We start from the raw sequence: 19011 nt of genomic DNA on the forward strand, positions 1-19011 counted from the left end.
AAGTTCATGATCAGTGAACAAAACCCACGTTTGATAAACTGGAGGCCGAAGGTGCTTGTCCTGCTGCCACACGGCGGCGCTGGGACTGCCGTGGCAAGCCACCCTCATCCCTGCGGTATTTCGGGCGCGGCCGGCAGCGCGACAATATTCGCTGCGCCGAACCAGGCCGTCAGCTTGGCCATGGCATTGGCGCTGAGGATCTGGGTGAAGAGAAGCGCCAGGCGCACCTTGGGACGCGAGCAGGCGACATAGAAGAGATTACGGTTGCTCTCGAAGAAGGCCGTCTTGTCGGCAGGCGGGCCGGCATCGATCCACTCCAGCATCTGCGCGAAATTATACTTGTTCCAGCCGCGGCCGACGATCACGAGCACATTCTCGAACTCGGCACCTTTCACGCCATGCTTGGTCGCAAACGGCGTGTGCCCATCGATGAAGCGGTCGAGGGCGATGAGCTCAGTGTAAGGAACGGCGCGTAGCTTGCGCAGCTGGGTAACGCGGCGCGACTCTCCCTCTACGGGTTCCGGCCCCACGTCCGCCAGTCGCTGCTCACGATCCTCGACCGCCTCGGGGAGCCGCATGTGCGGTTGCTCGGCGATGAAGTCGATCACCTCGCCGATCGAGCCGGAAAGGCGAAGCGCGATCAGCGCCTGCATCGCCTCCGCCCACGCGACCTTGTCCTGATGCCGTCGAATGCGCGGCATGCCTGCTCCGAAACATTCGAACATCTCGCCATAACGCTGGTTCGCAAAGGCCGCGCAGGCGGGCTCAAGCTGATCGGTCAGGAATTTGATATGCGGATCATCCTTCTTCAGCCAGGGATCGTTGAACTGGCCGTAGATGGGCGGGATGCTGGCATAGCCCTGCTCGCGTGCAAGCACGCTGTGGCTGAGCATCAGGATCTTGGTCTTCTCGATGGCAAAATCCCAGCCTTCGTCGACAAGCCGCGTCTTGATGTGCTGGAAATAGGCCCGGGCGGCTTCGGGGCTGGTGTCGCCGGTCCAATGACCACCGCCCTGGCCTGTGCGCCGGACGCCCGGCCAGCCATTGGTATGAAAGACGCGCGCTTCCCCCAGCGCATCAGGATCGCTCACCATCTGCGGCAGGGCAGGGCGCATGCGATTCAGCATCTGGACGATCGCATCGACCGATCGAAAGTTCGCGTTCTTGTCGATCACCTCCAATGCGGCGTGCTCGACCAACCCACAGCCCTCGCCATAGATCTTCTGCCAATGATCGCCGAACAGCCCGATCAAGGAGCCTTCCCCGAGATCGAGGAACCAGCCCTTGAGCGCATCGACAAAACCGGCGTCCGTATCCTGATATTCGTCGATCAGCAGGATTGGATAGCGCGCGGTCAGCACCTTGCGAAACTTCGGCAGTGCGAGGGCTTGGATCATCAGCGCCAGCACGTCCTCGTGCCGAAGCGTGACCTGTTGATCGCTGACACCGGGAAACCCCAGCTCGTAATGGACCCGCCGGGTGCCAATGCCGCCGAGGGGTTCAAGGCGCTCCGGCCATTCGGGAAGGCCGGGCACAAGCGCCCGCAGCGTCGTCTGGAAATCCTGCAGGACCGACCAGCAGAAGCCATGTACCGTTTCCGGGCGAACTGCGGGATGTGCCTGGATACGAGAAATGATCTCGTCCTTGGCGACATTGGTAAAGGTAATGCATCCTACCTGCTGACGCCGACGCAAGAGCTCGACGCCGCGCCGGTCGATCAGCCGGCGCAGCGCCTTCTCGAGCGAATACGTCTTACCCGCGCCGGCGCCCGCTTCCAGGCGAAAGCTCCGGTTCTCGTCGAGGCAGGCGAACATGCGTTCCAGCGCGACGCGGCCGGCCGCATCGGCGGGGCTTTCTGGTCCGTCAGCCATGGTCGTCGACCTCGGCAACATTCACGGCGATGCCTCCAGCCCCGGCGACGATCTCGACCGCAACGGCCGCCGGCGGCACGATCGGCGCCGGGTTGCCTTGCGCGAGCCAGCGCAAACCCTCGGCAATATATCGGGGCACATTCCAGTCGGTGTGCTCGATCGCATGAGCGAGAGCGAACGTCGACTTCTTCTGATCGGCCGCATGCTCATAGGCGAGCGTGGCCGGATCGCCTTCGCCAAGCGCGAAGCGATCGGGATTGGCGAGGATGAAGGCGTCCTCGAAGCTGCGTGCGCACGGCCCGCCATCCGCTTCGGGGATCTGAAACGCGAGCCGGCGATTGCCAACCATCTTGTCGGTCGACGTCTTCGCCAGCAATTCGGGCGGCGACACGGCATTACCAAACCAAGCCTTGATGCAGCCGTTGCTGGTGAACGCGCCATCGGCGACGGGGACGGCCACGCGCTTTCCCTTCTCGTTGGGCTTCACGGCATCGATGTCGGTGATGATCAGCGTGCGCAACTCGAGGAAGGTGAGCAGGTCGAAGAAGCGGTGCGCATAGGCGCCGCCGACTTCCATCACCGTCAGATACTGGCTGCCGAGCTGGGGCTCTCCGGCGGCAGCCGCATCCGTCTTCCGGATCATCGCGGGGAGCAGAAGGCGCTCCGACGTTCCCTCGATGAGCACGGCCTTGTCAGCGAAAAACAGGTCACACCGCGTCAGGGTCAGATATTGGTGCAGAAATTCGCGATCGGCCGCAGGCGCGTTGCCCATGCCCTGACGCAGGTCTTTGACCATCGACCGTCGCAGACCATCGCCGTCCGCTATCGACAGGAAGTATCGCATGGACTCAAAACGGGCCTCGTTCGCCATATGTGGCGAATGGGTCGTCACCACGAACTGCACCGGCCAGGGCCGGTTCTCGTTGAGCTGCGCCACGAAAGCGTTCGTGATCTGATCGAGCTGCCGAATGAACACCTCCTGCATCTGGGGATGCAGATGGGCCTCCGGTTCCTCGATGAAGATCAGGTGGACGCCAGCCGCCGCCGGGCTTGCCTGATATTCGCGAAAGAAGCGCAACAGCTGGAGGAGCATGTAAACGAGATTGCGGACGCCGAGGCCATTATAGGTCTCGGGCAGGGTGACGCCGTTCACGCCGACATAACGGACCTTGGTATGGTCGTTCAAGAGCTTGTCGACGTCAAAGCTGGTTTCGGTAACGAGCCCGGGATCGGCCAGTCCCGGATAACCAAACAGGTCGAAGGTGGGCAGCAGCGAGGTCAGCTTCGCGTTGAAGCCGGCATGAAGGTCGCCCTGAATTTGCTCTACCGCCGCCTGGAGCTGCTCAGCCGTCGAGCGCTTTTCGGGATCCAGCGGATCTACCAGAGCCGATTGAAAGAGGACTTCGACGACCTTGCCGAGCACGTCGCGCTCGCGGTGGGTGTCGTCGTCGAGCCCCCGCTGTGCGTTGATAAAGCCGCCGTGGATCAGCGCGGTGAGCGTCTTCGGCTCGAGCGCCTTACGGTTGGTCGGATCGTTGGGATCGACCGCTTCGAGCGAAGTCGCATAGGCGGCCGGCAGACGGCTACCGAGTGCGCGAAACAGCGTGACGCGGTCTGCTGCCGCATCTTCGCCGGGCGCGACGATCCCATCGAACAACCCCTCGGTAGCCGTCGGGCGTGGACCAAAGGTGAGGACCAGCCGCGCGTCTGTACAATCGGGATTGAGATCGATGATACAGTCGCTGAGCGGTCCGAGGTCGGGGGCGTCGACATCATAAGCGATATCGAGCGTGACGGTGATCGATGGCAGGTGACCGCGGACGTCGGCAGCGCCGGCGCGATGGGCCTCAAACGCGGTCCAAAAACATTCATGGCAGCCGAGCGAAAAATCCTCGAGCCTGAATGTCAGCGTCCTCTCGGAAAGAAGTCGGCGGAACAGCTCGGCGATCGAGGTCTTGCCGCTATTGTTGCGTCCGACGATGAGCGTGGTCCGCTCCTCCAGCCCGACCGCGACGTTCCGCAGAAGCCGGAAATTCTCGATCTCCACGTGCTTAATTCGCATGCATTTCCGCCCCTCATCCACCCCATGCACGTTGAGGCCATTGTCGCTCGGCCCACAACCTCATTCTGATCCGTTCGCTTGTAGCCAGTAGGCTCGATTCAATCATCCGCGGGTCCGCCCCCCCCGGTGAGGAACTGATGCAGTGACTGCAGCTTCACCAGCAGTTCGTCAAAGGTGATGACGGTCACATCCTTCAGGCTACTCCGGAAGACTTCGAAAGACTTCCTTTTGGCTTCGTCACCAGGATCGCGGCCCGCAATCACTACGCACGTGATCCCGTAGGTAAAAACGTCGAACTGCCGGGAATCGACTTTTTTCTGTTTGATATCCATCTGCAGCTTGTATCGCTGGTCGGCGACCTGGGTGACGGCTCCCGACAGATGTCTGGTGGGCGCATGGACCTCATCCCGATAGGCGCGCGCTTCAACCAGATCGGTTTGCGGCGTCTTGATTTCGATGATGGCAAGGTTGCCGTAAAGGCCCGCTTTCATCACGAAATCCGCGATCTTCCCGCCGGATCCATCAAACTTCGTGCCTCCGACCGCTACCTGATCCCTGAACAATATCACCGGGAGCCCGAATGCGAGCCGCAGCACGAACGGATTGGCGAGGAAAAACTTCTGCCAGAACGCCTCGGCGTGATTTTCGTCGATGCGAAGCGACAGGCGCGCGATCAGATCCTCAAGCGTAATCAGCTCGATCTCTCGGCTCAGGTCGAGCAGATCGACCGGATCGGCCTCCGCGAGTTCCCGAGCAGATGCCTTAACGGTCTTCAGCGCAGCTGCGGCCGCACCCAAGGAGCGCCGGCGACCGGTTTGGCCGAGAGAGCTGGCGAGCGATGTCGCGAGCGCGTCGAGATCCTGCGGCTCGGACCGGTTGCCCGCAATGCCGAGCTCTCGCTCCACTTGGCCGCGAAGATAGGCCTGCTTTGACTGATTTCCGAACGAGACCGCCGTGTTGTGGCTCCGGCGGATAGCCCGGCGCCATCGATCGAAGGTGTCGTAGGGGAGGCGGAGCGTGGCTTCTCCCTGTGTGGTTTCGAAATCCTCGCACAGGGTGAGATCCGTGACGCCTTCTACCCGTTCTAGCGCATGGACGATGAAGCGATATTCGTGATTGAGGCCGAAGCCTGCATAGGGTTGGCGGACACAGCCAAGCGGCAGCTCCTCGAACTCCAGCGAGACGTTCCCGTCGCCGCCGAAGATGTTCCCGTGACCTTCAAACGTGATGGACCGGATCTTCCGATATTTCGGCTTGAGGAAATATCGACTGTCGCTCGCGAGCGTCATCGGAAAGGTGGTCAGCCGGTCATGGTCCATGTCGTACTTTGCGAGGACGATCCCTGCATCCGGCGCGACGAACTCGGGATTGGCCGTAACGGCGCGGGCAATGGCCTTTTCGGAGAGGATGACCTGCAGCATGAAATGTCCGGCACTCCGGGTCAGCTCAAGCCCGAGGGCGTCCTCCGTCCGGTGCGCCACGGCGTAGATTTGGAGGAAGTCGTCGGTGACCGCAGCGCGCTCGATCTCGAGCTTCTCGGCCGTCGGTCGGATAGGACGTCTCATAGGAATTGCGCACCGGCGTGATCGTCGAACAGCTCGGCTCTGCGGACATATTCCGAGAGCGCCTGCATGGACTTATGTTGGCTGACATCCTGCATCTTGAAGATGCTGGCCCGATTGTTGGTCGCTTCGGTCAGGAACCCCGCCCGCAACGAGTGGCCGGCATAGATCGATCCCACGTGGACGGCGGCCTGATAGCGAAGGCGCCGGACAGGATCGTCCTCATCCGCGCGCGCGGGGCGTTGCTTGTCAAGCGTGGGCTTCAGCCTTGGTTCGGCGACGTCGTGGCGCTTCGGGTTCCGCTTCCAGATCACCAATCTCCTTGATAGAGACAGGCGGACGATCGGGAAACTCGGCGACCAGATTGAGATGCCCGCCCATCGCTTCGATGTAACCACGGAGGGTGGATAGGTGCATGTCGGTGCGCTGCTCGACGCGAGACACGCCGTCCTGACCCATCTTCAACTTACGTGCGATCGCCTTCTGCGTGAGGTTTCGCGCTTTGCGAAGATCGCGCAGGGTCAGCTCTTCAGCGATCAGGGCGTGCGCGCGCGCCTTGACGCGTGCCTGCCGCTCCGGCGCCATGCTGTTGAAAACATCATCGATGGGAACGGTTTTATATTCATTCGCCATGGTCGGCCTCACTTGCCCGCAAGAGCTGCTAAATGTTCGTCGAAACGCTTGTCGGCCCTGTCAACGCTCAATTGCTGCTAACGCGCTTCCACTGTGGCTGCCCAACGACAGTCGCTGCATATCGCACGGCCTATTGGATCACGCGAACAATTCGGAGTGTGACCCGGCCCGCGTGAAGTTGATTCTATTTCCCTCGATCATGTAGATCAGTAGGAAGTCGCCGCCGATATGGCATTCGCGGTGGTCCGCCCATTCCCCTTTCAGAGCGTGGTCCAACCACTCCGGTCCAAGCGGCGCATCATTGGCGATCAAGAGAAGCATCGCCTCTTTGAGCTGGTGCATATTGTAACGGCCAGAACGCGAGAGCCTGTCCCAATCTTTCACGAAGCTTTTGGTATAGGCGGCCTCTCGGGGAAGGGAAGCTCGCTTACTGCTGGCGGGCGTCTTGGTCGAGGGCATCAAAAACGTCCTGGGCATCGGTGAAACGGGCGCGGCGCGCCTTCATCAAGGCGCGCGATTCCTCGATGGCTGCACGCGTTTCAGCGTTCGGCACCTTAAGCTCGAACGGCACTGCATGATCTCGGGCGACGCGCGTGAGAGTCATGCGTACGACGTCGGACACGGTAAGTCCCAACTCAGCCAGCACGGCGGCGGCTTCATCCCTCACGGCTTCGTCGATGCGCGCGCGCACGAAAGCGGTCGCAGTCATGTGTGACTCCTCGTCAAATCTCTATTCGGATGTAGCTCAACTGAGCAACAATTACAAGCAGGCATCGGGCCAGGTGCGCTACAGAAATTGCGCGCCGGCGTGATCGTCGAACAGCTCGGCGCTACGGACATATTCCGAGAGCACCTGCACCGATTTGTGGCGGCTGACGTCCTGCATCTTGAAGATGCTCGCCCGGTTGGCGGCCGCCTCGGTGAGGAACCCGGCCCGCAGCGAGTGGCCGGCATAGTGCGCCGGATCATAGCCGGCGGCCGCGGCGCAGCGCTGGACCAGGCGTGCGATGGCGCGGTCGGACATGCGATCGGCGGTGAGCTGGTCGCCGCGTGACAGCCGCCGGAACAGCGGGCCCTCGGCATGGCCGGCGGCCGCCATCCAGGCGAGCAGCAACGCTTTGGGCCGGATGCGCTTGCCCTCCGGGATCGCGACGATGACGCCCTCGCGGGTCTGGTCGGTCTTCGATTTCGCGATCAGGAGCTCAATACCTTTGTCGACGAGCGCGACATCGGGCACGTCGAAGGCGACCAGTTCGGACCGCCGCAGCGCGGCCGACATGCCGATCGCCAGGAGCGCGCGGTCGCGGACCGCGCGCAGGCCATCGCCTTGGATCGTATCGAGCATGTGGCGCAGCGCCGCGGCGTCGGCGGCGCGCTTGCGGACCTTGGGCTTGCCGTGGGTCGCGCGGATACCGGCGAGCACCTCGAGCAACCGGCCCGACCCCGGAACCGTGTTGGGCGGCGCATGGCCGGCCTGGCGGTGGTAATAGGCGATCGCCGAGATCCGCTTGCCGATGGTGCGCGGGTTGGTGCCGGCATCGGCGTCGGCGCTGGCGAACACGGCGACGGCGTCGGGGCTCGCCGGCAGCGGATCGATGCCATGGCGATTTCATGCTGGCCGCCAGAGGACCGTCTGACGGACAGAGCGAGAAAGGTCGTGGCACATGGCAAGGCGGCGGTTGCTGACACGCGAGGCGCTCGCCCCGCATTACGATCCGCCGACCGAAGAACGGGAAATCGCCCGTTACTTCACCCTCAGCCGTGAGGATCTCGATCTTGTCGGCGAACGCCGGGGAGCGTCGAGCCGGCTCGGGTTCGCACTGCTGCTGCTCTACATGCGTTGGCCAGGCCGAGTGTTGGAGGCGGGAGAGAGGCCGCCCGGTGCCATCCTCGCCTTTGTCGCCGATCAGATCGACGTGCCGACAACGGCGTTCGACGATTACGCCCGTCGCGATGAAACCCGGCGCGCACATCTCGCCGATCTCATGCAGCGGCTCGGCTATACCGCTTTCGACCGGAACCACTTTCGCGCGATCGTGGCGTTCGCGATGCCGGTCGCGCAGACTGCCGCCCAGCCTCTCCTGCTCGCTGGCACCGTGATCGACGAGTTGCGCCGACGGCGGGTGCTACTGCCACCATCGGCTGTCATCGAGGCGATCGTCAGACACGCGCGCCAACAGGCCGAACAACTCACCCATGCAATCCTGACCAACGGCATCGAGCCGGAAAAGCTGACGGCGCTGGACGCCTTGCTGACCCGGCGATCGGATCAGGGGACAACATGGCTGGCCTGGCTGCGCAATGCCCCGCAATCGCCGGCGCCGCGCAGCATCCTGCGGTTGCTTGAACGGCTCGATCATGTCCGCACGCTCGACCTCGACCCGGCGCGCGCCACCATGATACCGTCGGCAACCTTCGATCGACTGGCCGACGAGGCAGTGCGGATCACGCCGCAACATCTCGGCGAGCTGGCGGCCATGCGCCGCCACGCGACGCTCGCGACCGCAGCCATCCGGCTCGAGGAAAGCCTGACTGACGCCGCGCTCACCATGTTCGACAAGCTGCTTGGCAGCATGGTGCGCCGCGCAGAAAACCGGACGCGCGACAAGGCGATCAGGACCGTGCGCGAGATGCAGGGGCATTTGCGCACGCTAACAAATAGCTGCCGCGTGCTGATCGACGCGCACGCCAAGGGTATCGACTCCCTTGCGCGTATCGGCCCCTTCGACTGGGAACGGTTCGGCTCCGCTGTCGCCCAAGCGGAAGTCCTCGTCCGCCCCGAGACGATCGACCGCACGGCCGAACTGATCGAGCGGCATCGCACGGTGAAGCTGTTCGCCGGTCAATTCCTGCGGGCGTTCGCTTTTCGCGGTGCCGGACCGGTCCAGGGCATCCTCGATGCGCTCGCCATCATCGCTGATCTCTACCATACCGGCAAACGACGCCTGCCCGACAAGGTGCCGCTACGCTTCGTGTCGGCAGGCTGGCGACCCTTCGTGATCCGCGACGGCGTCGTCGATCGCGCAGCCTATGAACTCTGCGCGCTGTCCCAGCTTCGCGACCGGTTGCGGGCCGGCGATATCTGGGTGGCAGGCAGTCGGCAATTTCGAGACTTCGACAGCTATCTCATTCCGCCAGCCACCTTTGCAGCGTTGCGCGAGAAGGGGCCGCTCCCGCTCGCGATCGAGTCCGGATTCGATCAACATATTGGGGAGCGCCGTGAGCGCCTGGACCGCGCGATCGAACGGGTGACGGTACTGGCCAGGCAAGGTGAACTGCCCCAGGTCCGCCTCGATGAAAATGGTCTGATGATCTCGCCGCTGAAGGCGATCACGCCACCCGCCGCAGAGGTCGCGCGTCGCACCGCCTATGATCGTCTCCCTCGCGTGAAAATCACGGACATCCTGCTCGATGTCGATGCGTGGACCGGCTTCGGCGACTGTTTCACACACCGGCGCTCGGGCCGTCCTGCCGACGATCGCAACGCGCTGCTGACCGTGATCCTCGCCGATGGCATCAATCTCGGCCTGACCCGCATGGCGGACAGCTGCCGGGGCGCGAGCCTGCGCCAGCTCGCCCATCTGCATGACTGGCACATCAGCGAGGCTGCCTATGGCGAGGCGCTGGGGCGCTTGATCGACGCTCATCGCGCAATGCCGCTCGCTGGATTATGGGGCACCGGCGTCAGTTCATCGAGCGACGGGCAGCAATTTCATGCCGGCGGGCGCGGTGCCGCGATCGGCGATATCAACGCGCGCAACGGCAACGAACCCGGCGTGTCATTCTACACCCATATATCGGACCAGTATGACCCTTTCGGCTCGCGCGTGATCGCCGCGACCGCAGGCGAAGCACCCTATGTCCTCGATGGCTTGCTGTACCACCAGACCGGGCTATCGATCGAAGAGCATTATACCGATACGGGCGGCGCGTCCGACCATGTGTTCGGGCTGATGCCGTTCTTCGGCTACCGCTTCGCGCCCCGCCTACGCGATATCAAAGAGCGCCGCCTGCATCTCCTGCCCGGGCAGGAGGCGGGGCCGTTGCTCGCCGGCATGGTCGGCGATCCGATCGCGTACGACCATGCAGCTGCGCATTGGGACGAACTGCTGCGGCTTGCCACCTCGATCCGGACCGGGACCGTCACCGCCTCGGCGATGCTGCGCAAGCTGTGCGCCTATCCGCGCCAGAACGGCCTGGCACTGGCATTACGCGAAGTCGGGCGGCTCGAACGCTCGATCTTCATGCTCGACTGGTTGCAGGATATCAATCTGCGCAGGCGAACCCAGGCCGGGCTGAATAAGGGCGAGGCGCGCAACGCGCTCGCCCGCGCATTGTTCTTCAACCAGCTCGGCGAGCTGCGCGACCGTCGGTTCGAAAACCAGTCCTATCGCGCCTCCGGTCTCAACCTGCTGGTCGCCGCGATCATCCTGTGGAACACCCGCTATCTCGAACAGGCATTGGCGGACATGAACACGTCGGACGACATTGCCCGCCATATCGCGCCGCTGGGTTGGGAGCATATCGCGCTCACCGGCGACTATAGCTGGGAGCGGGACGATCGGCCGGCACCGCATCAGCTGAGGCAGCTTCGCATTTCACCATCACTTCTTGCCGCGTGATATGATCCGGGGATGGGAATTGCCGACCCGCGCCCATTCAGGCGAGCAGGTCATCCATCGTCATGGCAGCCGAGACAGGAAGATCGGGCAACGCTGCAATCCTGGGAAGTCCATCACCACGCCAGATCGCACAGACTACACCTATGACCGTTGCCCCAGCCTCTGTTACGAGCCGGGTAGCGTCCGCGACCGCACCGCCAGTCGTGATAACATCCTCAATGAGCACCACGCGCTTGCCTGAAACGTCGCCCCCTTCGACCGCTAGGCAAGTGCCGTAGTCCTTCGGTGCTTTCCGAACGAACGCGGCGGGCATTCCTGTGGCAAGCGACAACGCCGTTGCTATCGGCACACCCCCAAGTTCCAGTCCGGCAAGGATTTCTGCGTTGGCGGGGATCAATGGGATCATCTCCGCGGCCACCCTGCTCAGAAGATCAGGCCGAGCTTCAAATCGGTATTTGTCGAAATATGTAGATGATAGCTGTCCAGACCGCAGCCGGAACGTTCCTTCCAAGGCAGAGGCAGCGTTGATGTCGGCGGCTAGGGTCGGGTCGATCATGCGTACGTCTTGCCATAAGCAAACGGCCGCTTCCCATCACTTTTTGCCGTTCGTTTTCTGTTCTCGCCTAGCGTACGTAAAACTCACTTTCGTGTGGTGACCCCTAGTAGCGCCGTCCCGCTGCTGTGGGCTCGAAGCTGCGCGTCGTTCGAATGATGAGTGTCGCGCCGAGGCGCTCCTCCAGCTGACCGAGCCTCCGGCTGACAGCTGACTTCGCGATGTCCAGTGCCGCGGCGGCCGCGTTGATCCCCCCGTTGTCGATCACCGCGACGTACGTCCGAAGGTCCTCGTACTTGTCTGCCACGCTTGCTCCATGCGCGGTTGCAGGATCAGGACCGCGCCCGGCGCACGCTAGCACCGATCGGCTGTGATGCCATCACCGGACGACTTTGGCGCTGGGCCGGCGCCGCCAACAGGAAACATATCCATGCCGCCAGCCCGCGGGTAACTACGTCTATGCTGGCCCCCGATCCTCAGCTCCCGGACGACAAACCCGGGACGGGAACAGGAACACGCCATGCCACGCCAATAAATCGAGGGCGCGCGCACGTTCGGAGGTCCTTCGCCCGGCGGAGGGCTGCCGCCTAAGCGCACCTCGGTTCGCGAACGGTTCGGCGCACTCCGCAATCCGCCCCCGTTCGTGGTGATGGTGTGGAGGACGAGCCGCATGCTCACGTCGCCACGCTCCTGCTTCGGCTGGTGCGGGCGCTGCTGCCGATCGTGACGCTCTTCATCGGAAAGCTGATCATCGATGAGGTGGTGCGGCTGGTCGGCATGCCTGAGAAGCTGGTGGCGCTTGCGGACTTAATTGTCGGACCGCGAAGACTTGACTGTGACGTTTTCTTATTTAGCAACCTGTGCTGCCAAGTGCATCTTTATAGCACTGCATTACAGGAAGCCTCAAAGGGCAAGCAATCCGTTAACCTGTCTTTGCGCATACTAGGTGCTGATACTCCTTTGCGCCGCTCGGACCAGCGAAGCTTGAGCTGCAGCTAGCCTTGCCGCCGGAATTCGATACGGGGACGCGGAGACGTAATCGAGGGCGACCTCCTCGCAGAACGCGATGCTGGCAGGGTCGCCGCCATGTTCGCCGCAGATGCCGAGCTTGATGTCGGCGCGCGTCGACCGGCCCCGCTCGGCCGCGATCCGGATCAGCTCGCCGACGCCCTCCACGTCCAGGCTGACGAACGGATCCTTGGCGTAGATCCCCTGGTCGACATAGACGCCAAGGAACCGCGCGGCATCGTCGCGGCTGACGCCCAATGTGGTCTGCGTCAGATCGTTGGTGCCGAACGAGAAGAACGCCGCGTCGTGCGCGATATCGGCGGCGCGGAGTGCGGCGCGCGGCAGCTCGATCATCGTGCCGACGAGATAGTCGATGCGGCGGCCCTTTTCGGCGAACACCGCTTCCGCCGCCTGGTCGATCACGACCTTCATCAGCTCCAGCTCCCGGCGCGTGCCGACCAGCGGCACCATCACCTCGGGGATCGGCGCGGCGCCCGTCTTCTCCGCGACATCGACCGCCGCCTCGAAGATCGCACGCGCCTGCATCTCGTAGATCTCGGGGTAGGTGACCCCCAGCCGGCACCCGCGATGGCCGAGCATCGGGTTGAACTCGTGGAGCTCGGCCGCGCGGCGTTTGAGCGTCTCGACACCAACGCCTGCGGCTCTGGCAACCTCGGCGAACTCCTCCTCCTCGTGCGGCAGGAACTCGTGGAGCGGCGGATCGAGCAACCGGATCGTGCAAGGCAGCCCCGCCATGATCGTGAAGATCTCGGCAAAATCGGCGCGCTGTTCGGGCAGCAGCCGATCGAGCGCGACGCGGCGGCCACGCTCGTCCTCCGCCAGGATCATCTGGCGGACCGCGGTGATGCGCGCGGCATCGAAGAACATGTGCTCGGTGCGGCACAGCCCGATCCCCTCCGCGCCGAAATCGCGCGCGACGCGGCAATCGGCGGGCGTTTCGGCGTTGGTCCGCACGCGCAGACGGCGGACCTTGTCGGCCCACACCATCAGCGTGCCGAAATCGCCCGAGAGCTCGGGCTGCACGGTCGCGACCTCGCCCGCCATCACCTCGCCGGTGGCACCGTCGATCGTGATCGTCTCGCCCTCGTCGATCTCGCGCGTGCCGATCCGCATCCGGCGCTGACGCGCATCGATGGTGAGCGCGCCGGCGCCCGAGACACAGGGCCGCCCCATGCCGCGCGCGACCACGGCGGCGTGGCTGGTCATGCCGCCACGGGCGGTGAGGATACCGCGCGCGGCGTGCATGCCATGGATGTCCTCCGGGCTCGTCTCGACTCGTACCAGGATCACCGCCTCGCCGCGCTCCGCCCAGGCCTGCGCGGTTTCGGCATCGAACACCGCCGCGCCTGACGCCGCACCGGGTGAGGCGGGCAGGCCCTTGGTGAGCACGTCGCGCGGTGCCGCCGGATCGAGGGTCGGGTGGAGAAGCTGGTCGAGCGCCGACGGATCGACGCGCGCGACCGCCTCCTCCTGGGAGATGAGCCCCTCTTCCGCCATATCGACCGCGATCTTGAGCGCGGCCTTGGCGGTGCGCTTGCCCGATCGCGTCTGCAGCATCCACAGCTGGCCGCGCTCGACGGTGAATTCGATGTCCTGCATGTCGCGATAATGCGTCTCCAGCAGATCGAATACCTTGGCGAGCTGGCCGTAGACCTCCGGCATCGCCTCTTCCATCGACGCGGCCTTGGCACCCGCCGTCTCGCGCGCGACCTTCGTCAGATATTGCGGCGTGCGGATGCCGGCGACGACGTCCTCGCCCTGCGCGTTGATCAGGAACTCGCCGTAATAAGCGCGGTCGCCCTTCGCCGGATCGCGCGTGAAGGCGACGCCGGTGGCCGACGTATCGCCCATGTTGCCGAACACCATCGCCTGGACGTTGACCGCGGTGCCCCAATTGGCGGGGATGTCGTTCAGCCGGCGATAGACCTTGGCACGCTCCGACTGCCACGATCCGAACACCGCGCCGACCGCACCCCAGAGCTGATCGTGCACGTCCTGCGGAAAGGGCCTGCCCCATTCTTCCTGCACGAGCCGCTTGTAGGTGGCGACGAGCGCCTTCAGATCGTCTGCGGACAAGTCGGTGTCGAGCTGGGCGCCCTTGTCCTCCTTGGCGATCTCCAGCGCTTCCTCGAACGCGCCGTGATCCAGCTCGAGCACGACATCGGCGTACATCTGGACAAAGCGGCGATAGCTGTCCCACGCGAACCGCTGATCGCCCGAGACCCGGGCCAGCCCCTCGACGGTGGCATCGTTGAGGCCGAGGTTGAGCACGGTATCCATCATGCCCGGCATCGACACGCGCGCACCCGATCGCACCGAGACGAGCAGCGGATTGGCGACGTCGCCGAACGCCTTGCCGGTGATGCCCTCGATATGCGCGATGCCCTTTGCGACCTCCGCCCGCAGGCTGTCCGGGAAAGCCTGTCCCTCCTCGTAGTAGCGCGTGCACATCGCGGTCGAGATCGTGAAACCGGGGGGCACGGGCAGCCCGATCGAGGCCATGCCATCCAGGTTCGCGCCCTTGCCGCCCAGCAGGTTCTTGTCGCCGCCATGGCCTGTATCACCGCCGTCCGAAACGCCGCCGCCAAAGCGATAGACGTAGCGCGGGGTCGCCGCGGGCCCGGTGTCAGACCGGAACGTCGGGTTGAGTGAGTCAGCCATGTCTTCCCTTACAAGTTACATACCGTCAATGAGCTCGTCCCCGACAACATCCAAGCTATTCGCTACGTACACTATAAGCGATGGATCCGCTTTACGGCATGTCGCCTCACGCGCGGCAGTTCGGCAGAACTCGTGTGAAGAACGGGAAAGCAGCAATTAGAATTTCTGGGACGCGAATGCCGGATACGCCATGCCGGCTGAGCTCGGCTGCACACCAGCTGAATTCCAATCTTCAGCGCCCAGACATTTGAAGCGAATAATTATTGATTAACTCGTCCACCACTGAAGGGTCGGCTAGCGTCGAGGTATCTCCAATCGCGCCGGGTTCGCCTTCAGCAATCTTTCGCAGGATGCGGCGCATGATCTTGCCGGAGCGGGTTTTAGGTAGGCCAGGGGCGAATTGGATCACATCAGGCGTGGCAATTGGCCCGATCTCGCTCCGCACGTGCTCACGCAGTGCCTGGCGTAAGTGGTCGTCGGCATGGACGCCGGAGTTCAGCGTGACGAAAGCGTGAATGCCCTGACCCTTCACTTCGTGCGGCATGCCGACCACCGCGGCTTCCGCAACGTCACCATGTAGAACCAAAGCGCTTTCCACCTCAGCCGTACCCATACGGTGACCCGAGACGTTAATTACGTCATCAACACGCCCGGTGATCCAGTAGAAGCCGCTTTCATCCCGACGCGCGCCGTCGCCCGTCGTGTAAACCCCTGGGAATGTCTTGAAATATGTTTCGAAGAACCGGCGATCATCACCCCAGACGCCGCGCATCATGCCAGGCCAGGCACGCGCGATGACGAGGTTTCCTTCAGCCTCGCCGTGAAGTTCATTTCCTTCCGCATCAAGCAACTTCGCCTCTACGCCGTAGAAGGGCAATGTGGCGGACCCCGGCTTTGTCTCGGTGTCCGGGAAGGGCGTTATCATATGGCCGCCAGTTTCAGTCTGCCACCAGGTGTCAACGACCGGGCAGCGCCCGTCCCCTACGACGTCGTGGTACCACCGCCAGGCTTCGGGATTAATCGGCTCGCCGACAGTTCCTAAGATCCGCAGGCTGAGGCGGGAGGTAGCTTTAACTGGCCCCTCACCCTCCTTCATCAACGAGCGAAGTGCCGTGGGGGCCGTATAGAGAGTTGCAACCTGATGGCGGTCCACTACCTGCCAGATCCGCGACGCGCTCGGCCAGTTCGGGACCCCCTCAAAGAATAAGGATGTGGCGGCATTCGCCAGCGGACCGTAGATCAAGTAGGTGTGCCCAGTAACCCAGCCCACATCTGCGGTGCACCAAAAGACCTCGGTCGGTCTGTAGTCGAAGGTCGTAGCGAAGGTGAGCGCCGCCCAGAGCAGATAGCCCCCCGTAGTATGTACCACACCCTTTGGCTTGCCCGTGGAGCCGCTCGTATAGAGGATGAAGAGTGGATCCTCGGCGCACATCGGTTCGGGTCTGCACTCGGCTGAGACGTGCTCGGCAGCATCGTGATACCAAACGTCCCGACCTTCGAGCATCAGCACGTCACCGCCCGTGCAGCGTACCACCAGTATCGTCTCTACGCCACCAACGGCCCGTGCAGCCGAGTCCACTACGTTCTTGAGCGGGATGGTCTTACCCGCCCGCCGGCCCTCGTCCGCGGTGATGATCACACGGCTGCCGCAGTCCTCCATACGCCCCGCAAGCGAATCCGCTGAGAAGCCACCAAACACCACTGAGTGAACGGCGCCGATGCGCGCGCAAGCCAGGATCGCGAAAGCCGCCTCTGGCAATCAGGCCCGGGGAGATGCTGTTCACGCGAATACCGTCCTCAGCGAACTCGGCGGCCCAAGTCCTCCCCATTGCGATGATGCCACCTTTTGTCATGCTGTGTGCGAACTGATAAACGCCCCCATTGAAGTTAGAGCCAATCATTGCCGCGATTGACGCTGTATTGATGATCGATCCGCCGCCGCGCCGCTTGAGAATCGGATGGGAATATTTTGTGGCGTAGAAAACAAGGTCCAGTTCATTGCGGATCAGGAAACGCCAGTCCTCGGTACTGAAGTCGCCTATCCGACCGTATCGGACAGCGGAGGCGTTGTTGTACAAAATATCAAAGTCGCCATAGGTCTGCACCGCCAGGTCAATCCAGCCCCGTACCGCATCCTCATCGCCGAGATCGACGACCGCAGTGACCATGTCACCGCCTGCGGCCCGCACCATTTCAACAGTTTCCTGATCGGCCTCCGCCTTCAGGTCACAACCGACGATACGTGCACCCTCCTTTGCGAAGAGCACTGCAGCGGCACGGCCCTGTCCGCCTCCGGTGCCAGTAATGAGCGCTACCTTCCCCGCCAGGCGGCCGCTCATGACCTGGGACTGTCGTACAAATGGGCCTTCTCAGGCATGCGGCGGATATCAATTCCGCTTTCGAGGGTCGGACTTTTCCATTTGTTAACGGCGTTGTCGACTTCGCACATCGCGAGCGCGGCGTTTGCTAGTGGCTGATCGGCCTCAGGTATCTCCGCGATCGGGAACTGGTTGAGATATTCGATAATCTCTTCGAGGCGCGGCATCATCGCATCGTAAAATGCTTGAATCTCGTCCATAGTGCTGTTCGCGCGCTTGACCATTCGCTCATGCGACGTCGGCAGCCCCCAGGCAGGCAAGAACGGATCGATGTCGGTTGTCAAAGGACGGGAAATGCTGCTGCTCACGCTGCCACCTCCGCCTCGGCCTTTTGCCCCGTTGCCCGCATCAGAGCTTTGGTGAAGGCACGCAGCGCCACCTCCTGCGCGCTAAAGCTGATCTCAGTGATCGCGCCCGACTTGAAATTGGCGTGAATGCCCTCGGCGGTGGACAGATCTTCACTGACCACGTCGCGCATCTGGATACGGCCTTGTTCCGAGCTGAACATCTCCCCAAAATTGGTGATCTTGTTAGTATGGTAGAAATCGACCTCCCAGATACATTCATCGGCTGATATTGGCGTGGTGCGCTGAATGTAAAGCTGCCCCTTCTGCACGAACATGACAACGTTGGGGAACAGCAAGTAGTTGTCGAACACCCAGAGCGGATGTTCCGTCCGTAGCACTCCTTCGCCACCGTCGGCTTCAAATCGCTTTTCGGGCTTAGTGTAGGGCGACGTCGCGCCGAATCTGGCTGATAGCGTTGCGACAGGCGTATGCAGGCCCGCGGTGGGGTCCGGCCCTAGATAGACGCCCACGCCACCAGGCACGCCGACACTGTCCGGAAACGCATACGGCCGGCAGCTGTCGGAGGGAATGTTGCCTCCGATGGTATTGCGATGGTTTTGGTCAACATGATAGCCCTCAACCTGCGCATCGATGTGAAACTTCCAGTTGGCCTTAAAACTAGAGCGCCACCCATAACTCCAAGACCACTTCGGGTTAGCGAGATATCTATCGAATGCGTCGCCAAGCTGCGCGAAATACTCGTGCAACGAATGGACCGGGCTAGGATCCAGATTGATGAAGACGAACCCCCCCCCAGACGTCAACCGATACTGGACGGAGCTTCTCATCATCAAGATTCAGGGACCCGAACGTCTCCTGAGCCGGGACGTTGAGCAGCTTGCCGTCGAAGCCATAGGCCCAGCCGTGAAAAGGGCAGACCAGTCCGCCGCGAGCCTTGCCGCACGGGGCGTTGACGATCCGCGCACCTCGGTGCGAGCAGGCATTGTGAAAGGCGCGTAGTACAGCGTCTTTGCCGCGCACGATGATGACCGACGCGCTCAGCGGCTCAACCTGATGGAGCACATAGTCGCCCGGGTTTCGAACGTCACTCTCGCGACCTACCATCAGCCAGCTTTTGGCGAAGATATGCCTCTTCTCGAGCTCGAAAAACTCCGGCGAGATATAATGATCTACAGGAGTCTTCTCGGTGCCAAGCTCGTGGCTCCCCATCGGCGGTAGTTCTAGTCCTTCCAGGACGCCCATCATCGATTCTCCGTGGCCCGAGTTTCCGGGATCTGATTAAGGCGCTCAAAAGAATCGGCGCCACTTGCTCAAGCTAAGTGCATCATCGGC

15 protein-coding genes and 3 pseudogenes are annotated in these 19011 nt (G+C 62.7%); 2 read left to right on the forward strand and 16 right to left on the reverse strand.

Annotated features, from left to right (window positions below):
* Positions 1 to 104: 104 nt before the first annotated feature.
* From F1C10_RS16120 to F1C10_RS16155, 8 genes are all read right to left on the reverse strand, one after another.
* Positions 105 to 1871 (reverse strand): UvrD-helicase domain-containing protein, encoded by a 1767-nt coding sequence (locus F1C10_RS16120; RefSeq protein WP_185210343.1) that lies wholly within the window; start codon positions 1869 to 1871, stop codon positions 105 to 107.
* Positions 1864 to 3933, reverse strand: coding sequence for an ATP-dependent endonuclease (locus tag F1C10_RS16125; protein WP_185210344.1), 2070 nt, complete (start codon positions 3931 to 3933; stop codon positions 1864 to 1866). The genes F1C10_RS16120 and F1C10_RS16125 overlap by 8 nt, the downstream gene beginning before the upstream one ends.
* A 98-nt stretch (positions 3934 to 4031) precedes the next feature.
* Complete coding sequence (locus tag F1C10_RS16130; protein ID WP_185210345.1) at positions 4032 to 5498, reverse strand: Shedu immune nuclease family protein; 1467 nt, start codon at positions 5496 to 5498, stop codon at positions 4032 to 4034.
* Entirely contained in the window at positions 5495 to 5809 is a 315-nt protein-coding gene (locus F1C10_RS16890; RefSeq protein WP_185210388.1) for a hypothetical protein, read from the reverse strand. The genes F1C10_RS16130 and F1C10_RS16890 overlap by 4 nt, the downstream gene beginning before the upstream one ends.
* Positions 5745 to 6128 carry a helix-turn-helix domain-containing protein gene (locus F1C10_RS16140; RefSeq protein WP_185210346.1) on the reverse strand — a complete coding sequence of 128 codons (384 nt, stop codon included), beginning with the start codon at positions 6126 to 6128 and terminating at the stop codon, positions 5745 to 5747. Before F1C10_RS16140 ends, F1C10_RS16890 begins: the two co-directional genes overlap by 65 nt.
* Before the next feature lie 138 nt (positions 6129 to 6266).
* On the reverse strand, positions 6267 to 6587 hold the full coding sequence (locus F1C10_RS16145; protein WP_185210347.1) for a type II toxin-antitoxin system YafQ family toxin: 321 nt from the start codon (positions 6585 to 6587) through the stop codon (positions 6267 to 6269).
* Positions 6556 to 6837 carry a type II toxin-antitoxin system RelB/DinJ family antitoxin gene (locus tag F1C10_RS16150; protein WP_185210348.1) on the reverse strand — a complete coding sequence of 94 codons (282 nt, stop codon included), beginning with the start codon at positions 6835 to 6837 and terminating at the stop codon, positions 6556 to 6558. Before F1C10_RS16150 ends, F1C10_RS16145 begins: the two co-directional genes overlap by 32 nt.
* Positions 6838 to 6915: 78 nt before the next feature.
* Positions 6916 to 7689, reverse strand: coding sequence for a site-specific integrase (locus tag F1C10_RS16155; protein ID WP_258043193.1), 774 nt, complete (start codon positions 7687 to 7689; stop codon positions 6916 to 6918).
* Positions 7690 to 7792: 103 nt separating this feature from the next.
* Between F1C10_RS16155 and F1C10_RS16160 the strand changes: the two genes are divergently transcribed.
* Positions 7793 to 10750 (forward strand): Tn3 family transposase, encoded by a 2958-nt coding sequence (locus F1C10_RS16160; protein ID WP_026150043.1) that lies wholly within the window; start codon positions 7793 to 7795, stop codon positions 10748 to 10750.
* A gap of 37 nt (positions 10751 to 10787) precedes the next feature.
* On the opposite strand, the gene pyrE is transcribed toward F1C10_RS16160, so the two are convergent.
* Together pyrE and F1C10_RS16170 are read right to left on the reverse strand one after the other, a co-directional pair.
* Entirely contained in the window at positions 10788 to 11306 is a 519-nt protein-coding gene (gene pyrE, locus F1C10_RS16165; RefSeq protein ID WP_048575104.1) for an orotate phosphoribosyltransferase, read from the reverse strand.
* A 103-nt stretch (positions 11307 to 11409) separates the two neighbouring features.
* Positions 11410 to 11610 carry a LysR family transcriptional regulator gene (locus F1C10_RS16170; RefSeq protein ID WP_185210349.1) on the reverse strand — a complete coding sequence of 67 codons (201 nt, stop codon included), beginning with the start codon at positions 11608 to 11610 and terminating at the stop codon, positions 11410 to 11412.
* Between the two features lie 273 nt (positions 11611 to 11883).
* Here F1C10_RS16170 and F1C10_RS16815 point away from each other — a divergent pair.
* Positions 11884 to 12066, forward strand: a pseudogene (locus F1C10_RS16815) (hypothetical protein); the annotation flags it as partial.
* Between the two features lie 179 nt (positions 12067 to 12245).
* Here F1C10_RS16815 and ppdK read toward each other — a convergent pair.
* The 6 genes and pseudogenes from ppdK to F1C10_RS16825 form a co-directional block, all read right to left on the reverse strand.
* Positions 12246 to 14993 carry a pyruvate, phosphate dikinase gene (gene ppdK, locus F1C10_RS16180; RefSeq protein WP_185210351.1) on the reverse strand — a complete coding sequence of 916 codons (2748 nt, stop codon included), beginning with the start codon at positions 14991 to 14993 and terminating at the stop codon, positions 12246 to 12248.
* A 232-nt stretch (positions 14994 to 15225) separates the two neighbouring features.
* Positions 15226 to 16752: pseudogene (gene acs, locus F1C10_RS16185) on the reverse strand (acetate--CoA ligase); the annotation flags it as partial.
* A 55-nt stretch (positions 16753 to 16807) separates the two neighbouring features.
* Positions 16808 to 17332, reverse strand: a pseudogene (locus tag F1C10_RS16190) (SDR family NAD(P)-dependent oxidoreductase); the annotation flags it as partial.
* Entirely contained in the window at positions 17329 to 17679 is a 351-nt protein-coding gene (locus F1C10_RS16195; RefSeq protein ID WP_185210353.1) for a hypothetical protein, read from the reverse strand. The gene F1C10_RS16195 and the pseudogene F1C10_RS16190, both read right to left, overlap by 4 nt.
* Complete coding sequence (locus F1C10_RS16820; protein WP_258043195.1) at positions 17676 to 18425, reverse strand: RHO alpha subunit C-terminal catalytic domain-containing protein; 750 nt, start codon at positions 18423 to 18425, stop codon at positions 17676 to 17678. Before F1C10_RS16820 ends, F1C10_RS16195 begins: the two co-directional genes overlap by 4 nt.
* Positions 18426 to 18438: 13 nt before the next feature.
* Positions 18439 to 18921 carry an aromatic ring-hydroxylating dioxygenase subunit alpha gene (locus F1C10_RS16825; RefSeq protein ID WP_258043196.1) on the reverse strand — a complete coding sequence of 161 codons (483 nt, stop codon included), beginning with the start codon at positions 18919 to 18921 and terminating at the stop codon, positions 18439 to 18441.
* Positions 18922 to 19011: the final 90 nt, after the last annotated feature.

This window comes from Sphingomonas sp. NBWT7, from assembly GCF_014217605.1.
In the GTDB taxonomy this organism is placed as follows: domain Bacteria; phylum Pseudomonadota; class Alphaproteobacteria; order Sphingomonadales; family Sphingomonadaceae; genus Sphingomonas.